Genomic DNA, 17,663 nt, shown 5'->3' on the forward strand with positions numbered 1-17,663 from the left:
CATGAAAAGCACGAATTTCAATATTTTACCTTTGATTATTCACTTTAAGCTTTAAGTCTTCAACAGAAGATGCATTTGCCTCACTTACTACCTTTAGTGGTTCACCAAGGCTATGTTCCACTTTTGTCTCAAATTTAAAGCCCAATTTTTCGCAAAGCTTCTGAAAATATTCAACAATAACATCAAACAAATTCTTACCACTTACTTTGTAGTTTTTTAGCTCTTTAGGAATGGTAAGAAGTACTTTACCATCTTCATATGTTACATTTTTATCTTCACATTTCAGTTTAAATTCCGCTGAACTGCAAAAACCTGGTGTTTCGATATATGTATAATCATCATAGTTAAGCATTTTTGTATATTTCATGCTAAAACTAAGCTTTATACAATTGGGTTCACGACAATCCATAATATACTCTCTTGTCATACAGTTGCTTTGCATTGACAAATGAAAAGATCCAAGAGCTTGACTCATATCATTAGGAAGAAAATGAGTATATCCGCCCTGATAATAGTTATTTATTAACTCCTCAATAATAGAGTTATTGGGAATTGTTGCACCAACGTATTTAAACATTTCTGTAAAAATTTGTCTGAGAAATGGACGATAATTCCCTTTTCCGTTTTCATCCCGTAGAATTAGATTTTTATGGTTTGAATACAGATTGTTAATAAATTCGTTAGTTATTTTTTGTCCGTTAATAGCAAGGCCGTGTGTTCTATTAAGATCCTTATATGTTCCCTCACCAGAAATTACTTCGTCCCAAGTGTTAGCTTTGAAATCAGCATATTTGAGCTTCTTCACTTCAGCTTTCAACGCATTGACCATTTCCTTTGACATGTTATATCTCTACCATTAATACCTGTATATTAATTCTAGCACTTACTTTATTAAATTTCAATTACTAAATGAATTTATCACTTTCACTTCCGTATTTTCCAGCGAGTCACCGTAAGTCACTGCTTTTAGGTAAAACTTTTTTCCCCTTTGCACTTCGAAAGATATTATTGAATCATCAAGTAGAACAAATTTTTCACCTGCAGTGTGCTGATACTCTTTAGTACCTTCTTGTCCTCTGATTAGGTTACTAAGCTTATATTTATTTTTATCTATAAGTTCAGCACTCTGGAATTTTATTACCTCTTTTCCGATTAATGCTGAATTTGAATCGATAATTCCTAGCAGCTTACCAAAACGTAGCACTACTATAAGCCCCTCGTCGGTAGATTCCATTACATATCCGTAAGTAGACTGCTTGTTTGTGCTTGCAATAGGCTTATAATCCTTATCGTTGTACGAAATAAAGAGTGTTGCTCCCTTCCAATTCTTTTCCTCACTAATTAAAGTAAAGCTTGCACTATTACCTTTAATATCCGGTAAATCTATCATTTCTACGATGGTTTTGCTAATGTGAGAGGGAGGGTATTCCTTCAGCATAAGTGACCTTGTTGAAGGAAAAGAAAGCTTATATATAGAGTGATCATAACCAACGCCAATTACTTGAATGGACATGCTTTCGAATTTTGTTTTTATAATTCTCACCGTATGCTTTTTCTCACCGTCTAAAATCGTTATTACATCACTTGGCACAAGCCACGCATATTTTATCGGCAGCTTGAAATTGTATATATTTCTCTCTTGCCACGAAGAATAAAGTAAAACCTCAGCTATATTTTGCGCCTCTCCCTCCTCCATAATGAGCGGTATTTCAACTGTTATAGCAGCGCCTTGCTTTGGCAACTCAGCATATTTAACATCAATTGGATAGCCAAAATTGCGATTAAAATAAACGACGTTAACTTTATTGTTTAAATCTAATTGACTGATATTAGCAAGTTTTGAATTGTTACTGAAAACCATTTCACCAATTGGTATTCCAGTCGTAACTCCCCTGCCCTTTTGGACAAATTTCAGTTTAGAGTCCTGTTCAACCACATCAAAAAAATAGCAACTTTGCAGCATTTTAATAATTGAACGTACGGGTTGCTGGTCGTTTATCACATACCCAGACAATAACCCTTTGACGTTGCTTGTATCGAACTGATCGCTTTTTAAACCTGTTTTTTGTAACAGATCCGATAAAACATCGGAAATATTAAGCTGTGAAAGCTTTCCCTGAATCCAATGTCCTGTCTGCCAATTATGGCAGTCAGTCCACATATCACACAAATTGGGGAAATAAGGAAATGGCCTTGCATCCCACGCCCAGAGAAACATTTTTTCTACCATTTCCGAGCTTTGCCACTTCTTTAGCGTTCCTTCAATTGCAATTTTTTGCGAAAGAAAGCTCACCTCTCCGTTTGAATACTTACTTTTACCCACAAATGTAAAAAGTGAGTAAGCTAAATAATTTAGGATCAAAATGATAGAAACAAGTACAAGCGTGCAATATACAGATGGCTTATGGGATAAATGGCTGGAAAGAGAGTTAAAACACATTAATTTGGGAGATAAAAGGCTTAATAAAAGGCTTATAAAAACAAGTTATTGCATAGAGGGTAAGGCATCTGGTTCAATTAATCAAAGCTGTAGTGGGTGGAAAGAAGCTAAGGGTGCATATAGATTATTTAGCAATGAAAAGCTTGAAGATAAGGAAATTTATTCTTCCCATTATAAAGAAACTAAGGAAAGAATAAAAGGAAACCAGTTGGTCTTTTCAGTTCAAGATACAAGTTATTTGGATTTTGACTCTCATATAAAGACCTTACTATTACCCACAAATAAAAACATAGTATTGTATTTACTCAAATAATTTAATTTTATTAACCTGAAAGCTTATTAGATTAAAATTATTAAACTAAGAGTTATAATTTTAGCAACTAAAAGCTGTAAATTGCACCATATAAACAGTTATTTCAAGCAAAAGTTATGCCATTAAGAGCTATGCAACAAACATTTATATTTGTGGGTAATAGTAAGGTTTGAATATCGTGGATATTTGCTCTCTATGCTGCCTTTGTCAACAAACACATTTGGCTCATTAGTGCAGCCGTTCATACTGGGAAATCCATACTCAGTAAACCATATTTTTTTCATTTTTGGTTGCCATTTCGTTTTACTACCACCTGGATTTATGTGAGTTTCACTCCACCATTTTGCTATGTTTTTCCACGCATACCTGCTGTCGTTATACTTTACTCTTTCAGGCTCACCCTTTGAGTAATCATAGAAATAATCATACCCCACTCCACTGCTCCAACCACCCATTACATCTTCCGCGGAATAACCAAAAGGAGGCTCTGGACCATCAGTCAGTGGAAAATAAGCATCTATGCCAACAACGTCGATATACTCTGAAGACCACAGTTCATCCATATTATACCAACCATCATATGAGTGGTATTCACTCCAATCAGCAGCGTAAGTTACTATGACTTCTTCCCCAAGCTGAAGTTTTATCTGTTTTGCAAGTTTGACCAGCTCTATAACGGCAGGGTAATTCCCTTGTTCATCCCTGATTTTGGTAAGTTGCGCAAATTCAGAACCAATGATAAACCCTTCCACTTTAGTTTGTTTGGCAATGCTTGCATAATGCTCTATAAATTTGTTGTACTGATTCTTAAAAAAATCACTTATATCTTCAGGAGTCCCGCTCAACCTTCCTCGCCACTCTTTGTTCTTTGTATCAAGTAAGGGCATTGGATAGAGCATCACCTTGTAGCCTCTGCTGTGTAGCTCTTCTATATATCTTATCAACGCTGCATCACTAACTGTGCCACCATACCTTGGGTTTCCACTCGCATCTTTTGAAATTAGCTGAGCATTATCTCTGGTTACACCCCCTACTTGCCAATCATCAGGTAATATTGCAGAATCATCTTGAAATTCAACTGCAGGGTATATTTTACAATCTTTAATGTTCAGATCATTCACAAACCAATTGACTACTACCGACACCCACTCAACATTTGGCAAATCTCCCTTTAATTGATCCAAAGAAAGCATTGCATCGCTCTTTTTAGTGTGGTTGTTGTGATTTACCCTTTGCGCCAGCCCATATGGGATATATTGGTTGCTGCTTATTTTCTCTTGCGCGATTTTCTTCTGTATTTTTGTATCATATACAAACTCACCTGAACCTGGTATGATATTGATATTCCGAATATTTTCCGCTATTGAAAACCCAACGGGCTTTAATGCAGTTCGCACTTCAAATGTAAATATCGGGACGCGATTGTTATAGTCTGCTAAAGGAAAATTCTTGATGACTATGTAAGATATTCCCCTATAAGCCGGCACATTCCCCTCTCCTTCAATTGATGACATAAATGGATCAGGATTTTGGTCTTCTCTGCCGCTGTAAAAAGTATAATCTATTTCATCAAAGCTAAGTGATGTTGTATCTGCCCAGATTCTGTTTAATTTTTCTACTTTCCCCTTGCAGATCGCAATTGCAAGCGTTGCATAGTAATTATATGTAACGTTCATACCTCTTCCAATTTTACTTTTGGTGGTTATCGCCTCTTCTTTTATTGGCTGTGCCCAAATAATATTCCCTGCAACACGAGCAGTGCCATAGATAATTGGGATCGTTCTGCCGTAGGTTGAGGTTTGAACTTGCAGATTTTTTAGCCTTGCCCCATGCGTTACTTTTTGCTCGGCTTCAAGGCCGAACATTGCCCCATCTAGCTGTGCACCAAGAAGAGCACCAAGTTCTGAGCCGATAATCCGGCCAATTGGCCCAAAAATGCTGCCTGCTTGACCAAAAATTGATGATAAAATTATTGTAGACATAGTAATCCTCCTTTTGATAGATTTTTTTGAAATTGTTGAGAGAAGATCCAAGTGTCACGCTACTTGGATGACACCTATAACCTTGTCATCCCAGTGCTTCCTCCTTTGTCATCCCAGTGCTCCGACACTGGGATCTAGGAATTTTAATTGTAAGCAAGCACACTGAGTTGATAAGTATAAAAATGGCTGAAAAATAAACATTTTTGATGAGGTCACATAGAAAGCTGGATCCAAGTAGTCAAGGCACTGGGATGACAAGAAAGGGGCTACTTGGATGACAGATGCTATGATAAGAAATTCAGTAACTTACAATTAATAATTGAAGTTTTTAATTAAGAAAAGCACATGATGTAGCTATAATCATTGTAAGCAACAATAAGAAAGTGCGGAAGTAGAAATTTGAGTTGACAAAATAAGAAAAAATATAGTATATTAATAATATTGATATTAACTTAAACTAATTATGCCAGCAGTAGTAAATACACCAGACAACATACAAAGACCGTCAAAATTAAAAAAAGCAAAAGAAATTCTGCTAGCTCCTGTAAGGTCAATGGCGTCAACTTAAGGAAAAATATCAGCGATAGTGTATAAAATTTCTCTCTAAAACTTTTACCATTAAATTATCCAGAAGCCGCAGGAAACAGCACTTTTGTTTCTATTTTATTTCAACAAAGAAGTCTAAAATGTGTCCTTTTTAGGTGAAACATGCGTGCGCCAAGCAAAGTGCGTAAAGTCCAGTTGGTGAAAATCCAACCCAGGCAAAGCCTAGCCAGCAGGCTGGAACAAACCACTATGCTGCGTAAGGTAACGAGCGTAGTAAAGCTAGTGGAATGGACAACACAGGGTACAACGAAAGTGAAGGTATTGAGTCCCGAAATTCTCGATGTCATAGAGGTCGACACGTTGCATATAGTGGAAGACAGCAAGAAGGGTAACAATAGGGCAAGTTATCACTCACTCTATCGGGATCTGAGGCCGTATCACGTGTTGAGATGGAGTTTACGTAAACTTGGGAGATCCTTTGTATTCCTATTAAGGTACGTTGGAACAAGTCAACAAAGGCGAGTACTGACGGAAGATATAAAGGAAGTCGGACTGATTGATAGTACTCAGAGTGTGGGAAAGCCACATACAAGGGGAAGCGGTCAGCAATATAGTGACTGGTTTAGGAATTGCTATGCCAATACAACGGAGGTTGGAATAACGTGCAAAGAAAACTAAATCAGATAGCAGTAAGAGCCAGGCAAGATAAACGATTGAAATTTAATCGTTAATTCATCTGATAAACGCAGAGAATCTTGCTGAATGTTATAAAGAGCTAAAGCATAACAAAGCATGCGGTATAGACCAGGTGACAGTAGAAGCTTATGGAGAAAATCTTGAAGAGAAGCTCAACACTCTGGTGGATAGTATGAAAAGAAAGCGATATCAACCGCAACCAGTGAAAAGAGTATATATACCAAAAGCTGGAAGCAAAGAGAAACGCGGGCTTGGAGTACCGTCTACAGAAGATAAGTTAGTCCAGATAATGCTGAAGAAGATATTAGAAAATATTTATGAAGCTAACTTTCTGGATAACTCATATGGTTTTCGTCCTGGTAGAAGCTGTCATCAAGCGGTAAATGCACTAAATAAAGCAGTTATGTACAGACCAACTAACTATGTAGTAGAAGTTGATATCAAGAAATTCTTTGATAATGTCCAGCACAAATGGCTAATGAGATGCTTGAGAGAACGGATAACAGACCCAAACATACTGTGGTTAGTAAAACGATTTCTTAAGGCAGGAGTAGTCGAAGCAGGACATTATGAAGCAACTGAACTAGGCACACCTCAGGGGGGAATAGTAAGTCCTATACTAGCTAATATATAGTTGCATTATGTGCTGGATTTGTGGTTTGAAAAGAAATTCAAGCTAAGATCTAAAGGTTATATGGAGCTAGTTAGGTATGCAGACGATCACCTGATTTGCTGCGAAAGAGAAAAAGATGCTAGAGAACTCTTAGAGTCACTGAAACAAAGGCTAGGAAAATTTGGACTGGAAATATCTGAAGACAAAACAAGAATAGTAAAGTTTGGCAAAAAGGAGTGGCAACAAGGAATAAGGGAGAAACGAAAAACGGAAAGTTTCAACTTTCTAGGATTCACCCATTATGGTACAAGGAGTCGTAAAGGTAGAGTAATGGTAGGTCATAAAACCTCGAAAGAAAATCTATCTAGAAAACTTAAAGAAATCAAAGAATGGGTGAAAAAGATCCGAAATAAAGTTCACCTTAAAGATTGGTGGTCAATACTTAAAGCAAAACTAACAGGACACTATAACTACTTCGGAGTTAGCGGAAATTACCGGTGGTTGAATAAATTCTTCTGGCGGGTAATCAAGCTAGCGTATAAATGGATAAACCGACGTAGTCAGAAGAAGAGTATGAATTCAAAGCAATTTATACACTATCTACAAGTTAATCCATTACCAAAACCAAGAATATGCTACTCATTATATACAAAATAGGAAATGCTGTGAATACTACATTGTGGAGCCGTGTGCGGGAAAGCTGCAAGCACGGTTCTGGTGGGGGAGTCATAGCGATAAAACTTAATCAGGAGGATTTAAAACTATGACTTCTACCAAACAAGACATGAAAGGAATAATAATTAATGTTCAAGAGGAAAAGCCAGGACCGTCGGCTGACAAGCCAATACAAATTAACCTCAGCGGGAGTGTATCCAGTTTGAATTTAGCAGCAGAGAAAATTCTAGAAATTATGAACCAACCTTCATCCGGGTTTATAAATATTCAAGATAGCAGATCAGCACCTGAAATAGAGTGGAATATGAGTGTTGATAAGAGTAAGGCTACAAGCTCTGAAGTAAGTGTTGCAACCATTGGCGATTTTATAAAGATGGTTACAAATGGAGTGTTGATTGGAAAATATAGACCAAATAACACGGATGAAGAAATCGATATTGTACTCCGTTTCCCTGGAAAGGATCGCAACATGAAGACTATAGACAATCTTTTTATCAATACAGTTAATGGCCCGTATCCTATGAGCAATATAGTAAAATATGCTCCCGAAAAAAAGGTAAACAAACTAAACAGGATTGATGGATTACGCATAGTGACAATCTCTGCTGACGTTGATACTGGCTATCTTGTTGATGAAAGAGTAAAGTTCATTCAGAATTCTATTGCCCAGGATTGGGACAAGGGAGTAAAAATTGATTTTAAAGGCGACAAAGAAGATCAACAAAAATCAGGAGCATTTTTGTTAAAGGCTTTTATATTAGCGATTACACTAATGATATTGGTATTAGTGACACAGTTTAATAATGTATACCATACATTTATCGTAATGACAGCAGTGTTTTTATCCACAACATGTGTGTTTTTTGTTTTCTTTCTTATCCAACAAGTTTTCGTAGTTGTTATGTGTGGAGTGGGGATAATTGCTTTGGCGGGAATTATAGTGAATAATAACATACTATTACTTGATGCCTTTCATCACCAAATTAAGGTACACAAAAATGACATCAAGCGATGTGTAATAAACGCTGCAATTTCTCGCGTTAGGCCAATATTGCTTACCGTTGCAACCACAGTTCTTGGTTTAATACCGATGATTACCAGGTTAAATATCAATTTTTTTACGCTACAAATCACATATGATGCTCCATCAAGCCAGTGGTGGGTTGACATTTCAACAACCATAGCAAGTGGAATATTGGTTGCAACGGTTTTAACTTTATTCTTTACTCCTGCGTTGCTTGTTATACAAAGACATGAAAAAACTTGACTTAAATTAGCAATCATTTAACATTTAAGATAGTGTTCTTTGCCCGTTGGAGCTATAATTATAACTAATTACATTGGATTTATTTATTATGATTGCTAATCGTAAAAGCAGTGTTAAGCAGAAAAGTAACAAGAATAACATAGTTGGAAGCCTTGATGTAATAAAAACAGCAGGAGAGCTTTCACTTCAAAAAGGTTTAGATTTTGATGTTGTAATAAAGGCACTAGAAAGTGCTATAGAAGCAGTGGCTTATCAAAAATATGGTAGCAAAAGTAAAATTGTAGTTAATATAGATAGAAACACAGGCAAAGTTACTTCATACAGAAAACTAAAAGTTATTGATGACGAATCAAATAGAGAAGAGAATACTGAGTATGAATCAATTACGCTGACACAAGCTAAATTAATAAAAGAAGATGCAAAAATTGGAGATACTGTTAGTGAATTACTCTCTCTTAACACTGATCTTGCTTCAGCAAGAATTGCCCAGCAAAAAATTGCTCAAATAATTAAAGATGAAGAGTCAAAAAAGCAATATGAGGAATTTAAAGATAAGGTGGGAGAAATAAGGTATGGTATTGTTAAACAAGTAGAATATTCAGATCTTATTATAGACATAAATGGCACTAAGGCATATCTTCCATTACGAAATTTAACCGGTGGTGAATCATTTCGTGAAGGCGATAAGGTTAAAACTTATATACAGACTGTTAAGCGCTCTGATGATGGACGTCAAATTATTCTTTCTAGGACTCATGAAGGCTTTTTAGAGGCATTATTAAATCAAGAAATACCAGAAATTGCTGATGGGTTAGTAACAATTAAAGGTATAGCTAGAGACGCCGGCTCAAGGTCTAAGGTTGCTGTTTTCTCTCCTGACAAGAACATTGATCCAGTAGGTGCTTGTGTTGGAGTTAAGGGAGATAGAATAAAAACCATTATACACGAATTAAATGGTGAAAAAATTGACGTTATAAATTACTCCTCAGATTTGGGTCAATTTGTTATTAAAGCCATTACTCCTGCAGAAGTATCGAAGGTTATTATTGATGAAAATGAAAATTGCATAGAATTAATAGTTGCTGAAGATCAATTGAGTTTAGCTATAGGAAAAAAGGGCCAGAATGTAAGATTAGCTTCAGAGCTTGTTGGATGGAAAATTGAGATATTAAGCACTCAGCAAGAATCAGAAAGGCGAAGTAAAGAACTTAGTCAATGTTCAGCTTTATTTGCTGAAGCTTTAAACTTAGAAGAGATTATGGGTCAGCTATTGGTGACAGAAGGTTTTTCAAGCGTAGAAGATATATCCAGCGCTTCAATTAAAGAGCTTGCTTCAATAGAGGGCTTTAATGAGGATATTGCAAACGAACTTCACAATAGAGCAAACAAGTATCTGAAAGCAGAAAATGATAGAAAAATAGAAGAGCTAAAAAGTCTAGGTATGGAAGATGATGTAATCAATTTAACTTTATCAATAGACAATAAAATTGCTCTTAGTAAACATGATATTAAGACTTTAGAGGACATAGCAGATTTATCAAGTTATGAGTTTTGCAGCATACTCTCTTCCTCAGCTGATAATAAGATGAATTCAGAAAATCTAAAAGATACAGTAGACTCAATAATCATAGAAGCACGTAAAAAGCTTGGGTTAATATAATAAAATAATATGAATAATGAAGATATCAGTAATAAAAAATTAACGCTCCAAGGCTTAAGCAAGCTTAAATTAGACCTCAATTTAAACTCTTCAACTAGCCCAAGTACTGGAGCTACAATAGTAAAAAAAAGAAGAAAAAAATCTCATGATGCAGAAGAACATAATTTATTTGACGAGAGTAAATTAGGTTCTTTAACAGAGAAAGAACAAATTTTCCGCATTAATGCTGTGCAGAATGCTGCTTTGCTGAAAGAAAAAAATCAGAGAGAAGAAAAAGAGAAAACAGCAAAAGAAGACAGCAATAAAGAGATTGACGAGAAAAATGAAGCGGACACTTTATCTAAAGAAATAAATAAGCAAGTTTTAAGTGATACTCACTTAGTTGAACTAAAAGAAGATAATATTGACTATGAGGGCGACGATAAAAAGTCTTCTAAAGTCAACAAAGATATATATTCTAAGCATTCTAAACTGGTAATTGCACAGGCAATAGATGAAAAAACTGAACAACCCCCTGTATTTAAGCAAAGATTTGGTATAAGAAGTAGAAAGTCAAAGTTTACCAAGGGTAAAAATATATCAAGAGAAGTTATTATACCAGACAAAATAACTATCAGGGAGTTATCTATTCGCATGGCAGAAGATAGCAAGAGTGTGCTAAAAATGTTCAAAGAAGAAGTCGGTGAGAGTTATAGAGTAGATGATCTGGTGGATCCAGATATAGCATGTGAAATAGTGGAAAAATTTAATCATATGGCTAAACGAGTGAGCGATACCAACAGAGAAAAAGATTTATTTTTTATAGAAGGCAGAGAAAGCCTGCCTAAAAAACCTAAACCACCAATCGTCACTTTTATGGGACACGTCGATCATGGTAAAACCTCATTGCTCGATGCATTTCGTGAATCTAATGTTGCAGAAAGAGAGTCAGGTGGCATAACTCAACACATAGGTGCTTATCAAATAACGACAAAAGATAAGCAAAAAATTACCTTTATTGATACACCAGGACATGAAGCGTTCACTGCGATGCGTGCACGTGGTGCCAATATTACTAATATAGTTGTAATAGTAGTTGCAGCTGACGATGGAATCATGAAACAAACAGTTGAAGCAATAAATCATGCAAAAGCAGCAAATGTTTCCATTATAGTTGCTATTAATAAAATTGATAAATCTGAGCCTGGTGATGTAGAAAAAATAATTAATAGTTTGCCTCAATATGATCTCATCCCTGAAGGGCTTGGTGGTGATGTTATGATTGTGCCAGTATCAGCAAAAAAGAAAACTAATTTAGATAAACTAGAAGAGACGATTTTGTTAATCGCTGAATTAATGAAGCTAGAAGCAATAGAAGATTGTCGAGCACTTGGATGGGTAATAGAATCCAAAATAGATAAAGCGAAAGGAATATCAGCCACATTGATAGTTGAGGAAGGAACGTTAAAGGTTGGTGATATATTGGTAGTTGGTACAACATACAGCAAAGTACGTAGTATGGTTAATCACCTCGGTCAAAGAGAAAAAGCAGCACTACCCTCCGCTCCAATTGAAATTACTGGTCTAAATGGTGTGCCAAATGCTGGAGATAAATTTGTTGTTATAAATTCTGAAAAGCAGGCGCGTGAAATTGTTGAATACAGGCTAGAGTTAATCAAGAAAAAGAAAGAAGATTTGGGCGACAATAATTTAGATATATTCAGTCGTAATAACAGCGAAACAGAAGAACTATCTGTAGTTTTAAAGTGCGATGTAACTGGTTCTATTGAAGCAATATCAAGTTCAATTGATAAACTCGGTAAAGACCAAGTGAAATTAAATATCCTACACAAAGCAGTAGGAGGGATAACAGATTCAGATGTGCTGCTTGCAGAAGCATCAAGTGCAGTAATTTTAGCTTTTAATGTAAAAGTGGATTCAAAAATAAGGGACTTGGCAAAACAAAAAGGTGTAGAAATACATACTTATAACATAATATACGAGCTCATTGACGACATGAGAATGTATTTAACTAAAATGTTAAAGCCTGTTACACGAGAGGTTCGTGTTGGTTCTGCATCTGTAAGGCAAATATTTAATGTATCTAAAGCTGGTAATATCATTGGATGTTATGTAAGTGATGGAGTCATAAAAAAAGATTCTTTAATTAAGGTAGTGCGTGGTGGCAAATTGGTGCATGAAGGAAAGTTAAAAGCACTACGTAGATTTAAAGATGATGTTAAAGAAGTAGGTGTAAACTTTGAATGCGGAGTATCACTAGAGGGTAATGTCGATATTAAAGTTGGAGATATTTTGGAAGCTTATCAATTAGTGCAAGAAGAAAGGGTGTTATAGTAGCTGGATATGAAAAAGGAAATTAGAAACCTAAAGATAGCATCGGTATTGCATAGAGCAATATCAAGAATTCTAATGGAAGGTAAGGTGTTCAATAAAAATGTAGCGGTATCTGACGTAAAATTAAGTAAAGATTTGAAAAAAGCAGATGTATATATTGTGTTATCTTCATTGAATATTCAAGTAGCTGACTACTTAGATCCAGAAAAAAGACGCACTGGAGATCCTTCTGAGAATAATTGTGATATTAACACTGTTGTTAATGAAATGAACCAGTCTGCATGGTCAATACGTAAATCTATATTGTGTTATGTTGATTTGCGATTTATACCTGAGTTAGTTTTCAAGCCTGATTTAGCGTTCGATAATTTTGTTAATGTAAGCAAAATATTACATAATCACACTTAATTAATGTATTTCAACCATTACTTTTCATTAATGAGGTTGCACAGTTTAACAGGTTTGTGGCTTGTGCTATTTCCCAGTTTGAGCGGTATTCTTTTAGCCTCAACTTCTCTATCGTATCAGGTTCTTTTTCTCCTTGTTTTGTTTACTATAGGTGCATTTTTAATGAGACCCGCAGGGTGCATAATCAATGATATCTTCGATAGAAAAATAGATGCGCACGTTGAACGAACAAAATATAGGCCACTTGCAAGTGGTGCATTAAACATAAAGCAGGCTTTAGCTTTACTTTCACTGCTACTGTCTATTGCCCTGGTAATCTTATTATTAACTAATAAAACTACACTCATACTTGGAATAATCTCAATGTGTATGATAGCTACTTACCCTTTATTAAAGCGGTATGTTTGGTGGCCACAATTGTTCTTAGGGTTTACCTTCAATATGGGATCGCTCATGGGCTCAGCAGCAATAACAAACCAGATCAGTATAGAATCCTTGCTGTTTTATATAGGATGCGTCTTTTGGACACTTAGCTATGACACCATATACGCCCATCAAGATAAAAAAGATGATGAAAAACTCGGGATGAAATCTACCGCATTATATTTTGGTGATACAACAAAATCTTGGTTGAAAAGATTTTATTTAATATCTCTTATGACGTGGCTATATGCTGGTATCTTATCATCATTAAATAACATTTTTTATATTGCTCTACTTGCTGTAGGGTTCATATTTCACCGCCAATACAAAAATTTCAATCCTGACGATCCCAGTCAATGCATGTCCATATTTAAAAATAATTCCTACGTAGGGTTGCTGCTCTTTTTCGGCATTCTTTTAGATAGAATTATCACCTAGGTCTCAAGAGTTTCGGCTCTAATGAAATCAATAGACTCAGGTAGCCCGCAGAAACAAAAAAACTTGCTTGACAAACTCCGCCAGCCCTCTTATCATGAAACTGAAGCTATTGTATTTGCTTTCGCCAATCTGCAGATTAAAAGGTAAGGATTACTTAATGTATCGGCGTCTTATGTTCAATTTTTTGCAGTATATAGATACTGTATGTCTTTACAAAACTTCATCTACATCTAGATTTTTATCTAAATAAGCTGAACGCGCTTATAAAGCGTTACAAGACATCAAAAAATGCCAATACTCGACAGAGATAGTAAAAGACTAGCTAACTCGGGGATTCTTTGTCTTTTTTTCTGCTTAGTAAATTTCTTAAACATTTGCAGCGTAAGTTAGTTGCAATTAAAAGCGGCTGAATCTCGCTTGTCAAGCGTTTAAAACATAAAAAACGCCAATATTTTAAAGCGGATAATAACCCCAGGGCTTCTTTTGCCTTTTTTTTCATTTGGTAAATTTCTTAATGTTTATACGGAAGGTGTCATTCCAGCGCGTGACGCTGGAATCCCAAAAAAAGGATGATGTCATCCGAGTAGCTGACACTGGGATCCAGTTTTCCATATAATCTCATCGAAAACGTTGTAACCACTTTCTATGCTAGTTTGCTTGTGAGCAACCTGGATCCCAGTGTCTGGGCACTGGGATGACACCGTCTTGGATGGAAACCAGTGGGCTTTGTTGTATCGCTCTTCGGATAGTAGGTAACGTACAATAAATTCATGAAGCTATCTCAAACTTAGCCATGCCTATTTCAGTAAATTTGTTAAGCAAATAACACCTGAGTAGCAGTTCCTTCTCACGATTAATCTCAGATTTGCTCCTAAAACTAAACCCAAATATTCGCTTCAACCTTGAGAAAAATCCTTCAATATACGATCTTTTTCCGTAATTTACTTCTTCTTTCCATCTTTTTATACCATTCTCACCATGTAATTTCATTAACTGAATAGCGGCATTTCTATCAAGCATATAATCCAATTTTGGATGCTCTGCTGCGTTGTTTTTCGGAGGAATTTTCGTTTTTATACCATATTGATTACACAGCTTATAGAGCTTTTCTCTGTCATATGCCCTATCTGCATATAGTACTTTTATGACATACTGAAAATCGACTTCTTTTAGCAAATCACAAGCTCCATAGTGATCAGAGTAGACACCGTTACTGTATTTTACAGCTATGGCTTTTTTGCTGTTTGTATTCAACATTACATGCAATTTTCTTGTCTGTTCATAGCTGCGATACTTTCTATCTTCGCTATTTTCTTTGCTATGACCAGGAGTGTTGTTGTATATACTAATTCCTGTACTGTCTATAGTAATTTCGATATCTTCCATATTATTTTTATCAATTCTGCAATCATTGATCTTAATATTGAGTTTCTTAAACCTTCTTGATGATTGTGAATAGCTGATAACTTGCAAATTTTTCCCAATTTGCTCAAGGTATCCTGCTATAAACCCAACTGTTTGCCTCAGGCCTATTCTAAATAAACAAGTTATTATGTGCACCAAAATTACAACTTTATCGCTATAAATATTGTTGCCACCTGGTATTTTTGGACCATTCTCGTACCACTTTTCTATGGCTTCGTTGATATAATGAAAAATATTTCCTCTTTTTTCTAGAAATTTGTTATATTCGCTATGGTTACTGACCCTCATTTTTTGTGGCATATTTTTTCTTTCAAGGTTAAATGGCTATTTTATAATGAATTTTGTCAGTAGCCACCAGATTTTTTCAGTTGCTATGCAACAAAGCCAAACCAGTGTCAGTTACTTGGATGACACCATTCTTTTTTCTGGATTCCAGTGGGCTTTGTTGCATCGCTAGCTATGATGGATAAAGATAAAAAAGGTAGAGAATATCAGTAGCTTATTATTCTGGTATTTATAACAAGAACGGTCAGTGAATACCTAAATTTGAGTAAAAGAAATTTCACTACCACTCACTAATCCGGCTAAAATTCAAGAATTTCAATGCTTTAGCTATTTTCAATAGAATTAAATTTATTAATATAAATAATAAATTACTATTCTTAAATTTGATCAGATTGATTGCAAAAAAACAAGATTTTCAATAGGTTGCTTATAATCCTAACTATAGTTAGCCTTTCATAAGTAGCGATGCAACAAAGCCATTCCAGTGTCTGGGCACTGCCGTCTTGGATGGGAACCAGTGTCAAGCTACTTGCATGACACCATCATAAAGTGTCACACGTTAGGATGACAAAAAAAAGGGCACTGTGACGGACTTAAATCACAATTATCAGTTAATGCCGATCGCGGCATTATAAAAAACGCCAAACTTTTTTCTGCTTTTATGCAAGAAGTCTAGTCCATATATTCCTCCCACTTCTCCGCGACTTTCCTTACTATTTCCTCACTCATCTCAATTTTCTTTCCCCACTCTCGTTTGGTTTCAGGCGGGATTTTATTTGTCGCATCAAATCCCATTTTACCTCCAAGTCCACTTTCAGGGGAAGCAAAGTCTAAATAATCAATAGGTACACTTTCTATCATGATTGTATCACGCACAGGGTCCATCCTCGTTGACATTGCCCACATTACTTCCTTCCAATCACGTACATTTATATCATTATCAACAACGATAATAAACTTCGTGTATAAAAACTGCTTTAGAAAAGAAAGTATGCCCATAACAATTCTTTTTGCCTGCCCTGGATAGGATTTTTTTATCGACACTATCGCTATTCTATATGAGCAACCTTCCGGTGGCAGATAAAAGTCCACTATCTCTGGAAATTGATTGATAAGAATGGGCACAAAAATTTCATTGAGTGCTTCACCAAGAATCGATGGTTCATCAGGTGGCTTGCCAGTGAAAGTGCTAAGATATATCGGGTTTTTACGCATAGTAATTGCAGTAATATTAAATTCTGGAAATTGCTCAACAGAATTATAGTAGCCAGTGTGGTCTCCATATGGTCCCTCATCTTGATATCTATCCAAACTCACATAGCCTTCCAGAACGATTTCCGCGTGAGCTGGCACTTGAAGTGGAATAGTCTTACAATTTACAAGTTCAAGCGGCTTCTTTCGCAGCAGTCCAGCAAATTGGTATTCTGACAATGTTTCTGGCACTGGAGTTACCGCAGCAATAATCGTTGCAGGATCACTACCGATCACAGCAGCAGCAGGAAATTTCATATTTCTGCCTTCTTCCTTCCAACGCTTATGGTGAGTTGCGCCACCCCTGTGTGCAAGCCAACGCATTAGTGTTGTTTTTTTATCTATAACCTGCATACGATATATTCCAAGATTAAAATTATCTTGCTTTTCTTTCGTGGGTCCTTTCGTTACCACAATTGGCCAGGTGATAAGTGGTGCAGGTTCATTTGGCCAGCATGTTTGAATGGGCAGTAGACTTAGGTCCACTTCATCTCCGGTTAGCACTACCTCTTGACATGGAGCCTTGCTCACGACTTTACTTCGCATCGATAACACGACTTTCAACAAAGGAAACATTTTTATAGCATCCTTAAAGTTTTTTGGCGGCTCAGGTGATTGCAAAAATGCTAAAAGTTTACCAAGATCTCTTAGTTCATCAGGGTTTATGTTCAACCCCAATGCAATCCTCTTAATAGTACCAAATAAATTCACCAAAACTGGAATCGAATTTTTGCCATTTTCTGTGATAACATTTTCAAAAATGATCGCTGGCCCTTTGCTTGACAAAACTCTGCGATGAATTTCTGTCATTTCAAGAACTGTTGAAACCTCCTCCTTAATCCTAATCAGATCTTTTTTTTCTTCTAAGGCTTTAATGAAGTCGTGTAAGTTGTTGTACATATTTTAA

At 35.9% G+C, this 17,663-nt stretch carries 11 protein-coding genes and 1 pseudogene; 7 read left to right on the forward strand and 5 right to left on the reverse strand.

Annotated features, from left to right (window positions below):
• Positions 1-25 precede the first annotated feature (25 nt).
• Both NL281_RS08105 and NL281_RS08110 read right to left on the reverse strand, forming a co-directional pair.
• Positions 26-841: a hypothetical protein gene (locus tag NL281_RS08105; protein ID WP_253303318.1), complete on the reverse strand. Its 816-nt coding sequence runs from the start codon at positions 839-841 to the stop codon at positions 26-28.
• A 57-nt stretch (positions 842-898) separates the two neighbouring features.
• Positions 899-2,323, reverse strand: a complete 1,425-nt coding sequence (locus NL281_RS08110) for a phage tail protein (RefSeq protein WP_253303319.1) — start codon at positions 2,321-2,323, stop codon at positions 899-901.
• 40 nt (positions 2,324-2,363) lie between these two features.
• Between NL281_RS08110 and NL281_RS08115 the strand changes: the two genes are divergently transcribed.
• Entirely contained in the window at positions 2,364-2,753 is a 390-nt protein-coding gene (locus NL281_RS08115) for an IS4/Tn5 family transposase DNA-binding protein (RefSeq protein WP_253303320.1), read from the forward strand.
• A 122-nt stretch (positions 2,754-2,875) separates the two neighbouring features.
• On the opposite strand, the gene NL281_RS08120 is transcribed toward NL281_RS08115, so the two are convergent.
• A complete protein-coding gene (locus tag NL281_RS08120; RefSeq protein WP_253303321.1) occupies positions 2,876-4,735 on the reverse strand; it encodes a baseplate megatron protein TIM-barrel domain-containing protein in 1,860 nt (619 codons plus the stop codon).
• Positions 4,736-6,149: 1,414 nt separating this feature from the next.
• On the opposite strand from NL281_RS08120, the pseudogene ltrA reads away from it, so the two are divergent.
• The 6 genes and pseudogenes from ltrA (at position 6,150) to ubiA (ending at position 13,795) form a co-directional block, all read left to right on the forward strand.
• Positions 6,150-7,247: pseudogene (gene ltrA / locus NL281_RS09390) on the forward strand (group II intron reverse transcriptase/maturase).
• 106 nt (positions 7,248-7,353) lie between these two features.
• Entirely contained in the window at positions 7,354-8,532 is a 1,179-nt protein-coding gene (locus NL281_RS08130) for an efflux RND transporter permease subunit (protein WP_253303322.1), read from the forward strand.
• 88 nt (positions 8,533-8,620) lie between these two features.
• A complete protein-coding gene (nusA, locus tag NL281_RS08135) occupies positions 8,621-10,192 on the forward strand; it encodes a transcription termination factor NusA (protein WP_006279771.1) in 1,572 nt (523 codons plus the stop codon).
• 9 nt (positions 10,193-10,201) lie between these two features.
• Entirely contained in the window at positions 10,202-12,526 is a 2,325-nt protein-coding gene (gene infB, locus NL281_RS08140) for a translation initiation factor IF-2 (protein WP_253303323.1), read from the forward strand.
• A 9-nt stretch (positions 12,527-12,535) separates the two neighbouring features.
• Positions 12,536-12,934, forward strand: coding sequence for a ribosome-binding factor A (locus tag NL281_RS08145; RefSeq protein ID WP_038249615.1), 399 nt, complete (start codon positions 12,536-12,538; stop codon positions 12,932-12,934).
• Between the two features lie 3 nt (positions 12,935-12,937).
• A complete protein-coding gene (gene ubiA, locus NL281_RS08150) occupies positions 12,938-13,795 on the forward strand; it encodes a 4-hydroxybenzoate octaprenyltransferase (RefSeq protein WP_010963177.1) in 858 nt (285 codons plus the stop codon).
• A 768-nt stretch (positions 13,796-14,563) separates the two neighbouring features.
• Here ubiA and NL281_RS08155 read toward each other — a convergent pair.
• Together NL281_RS08155 and NL281_RS08160 are read right to left on the reverse strand one after the other, a co-directional pair.
• Complete coding sequence (locus tag NL281_RS08155) at positions 14,564-15,520, reverse strand: IS5 family transposase (protein ID WP_253303324.1); 957 nt, start codon at positions 15,518-15,520, stop codon at positions 14,564-14,566.
• A gap of 657 nt (positions 15,521-16,177) precedes the next feature.
• The gene (locus tag NL281_RS08160) at positions 16,178-17,656 is read right to left on the reverse strand and encodes a UbiD family decarboxylase (RefSeq protein WP_253303325.1); all 1,479 of its coding nucleotides are present in this window, start codon (positions 17,654-17,656) and stop codon (positions 16,178-16,180) included.
• Positions 17,657-17,663: the final 7 nt, after the last annotated feature.

Source organism: Wolbachia endosymbiont of Phyllotreta cruciferae (assembly GCF_918697765.1).
Classification (GTDB): Bacteria; Pseudomonadota; Alphaproteobacteria; order Rickettsiales; family Anaplasmataceae; genus Wolbachia; species Wolbachia pipientis.

Excerpts from the sequence above, each read along its gene's own strand:
- NL281_RS08105 (WP_253303318.1), bottom strand. The coding sequence starts at position 841 with ATGTCAAAGGAAATGGTCAATGCGTTGAAAGCTGAAGTGAAGAAGCTC.
- NL281_RS08115 (WP_253303320.1), top strand. The coding sequence starts at position 2,364 with ATGATAGAAACAAGTACAAGCGTGCAATATACAGATGGCTTATGGGAT.
- NL281_RS08120 (WP_253303321.1), bottom strand. The coding sequence starts at position 4,735 with ATGTCTACAATAATTTTATCATCAATTTTTGGTCAAGCAGGCAGCATT.
- NL281_RS08130 (WP_253303322.1), top strand. The coding sequence starts at position 7,354 with ATGACTTCTACCAAACAAGACATGAAAGGAATAATAATTAATGTTCAA.
- nusA (WP_006279771.1), top strand. The coding sequence starts at position 8,621 with ATGATTGCTAATCGTAAAAGCAGTGTTAAGCAGAAAAGTAACAAGAAT.
- infB (WP_253303323.1), top strand. The coding sequence starts at position 10,202 with ATGAATAATGAAGATATCAGTAATAAAAAATTAACGCTCCAAGGCTTA.
- NL281_RS08145 (WP_038249615.1), top strand. The coding sequence starts at position 12,536 with ATGAAAAAGGAAATTAGAAACCTAAAGATAGCATCGGTATTGCATAGA.
- ubiA (WP_010963177.1), top strand. The coding sequence starts at position 12,938 with ATGTATTTCAACCATTACTTTTCATTAATGAGGTTGCACAGTTTAACA.
- NL281_RS08155 (WP_253303324.1), bottom strand. The coding sequence starts at position 15,520 with ATGCCACAAAAAATGAGGGTCAGTAACCATAGCGAATATAACAAATTT.
- NL281_RS08160 (WP_253303325.1), bottom strand. The coding sequence starts at position 17,656 with ATGTACAACAACTTACACGACTTCATTAAAGCCTTAGAAGAAAAAAAA.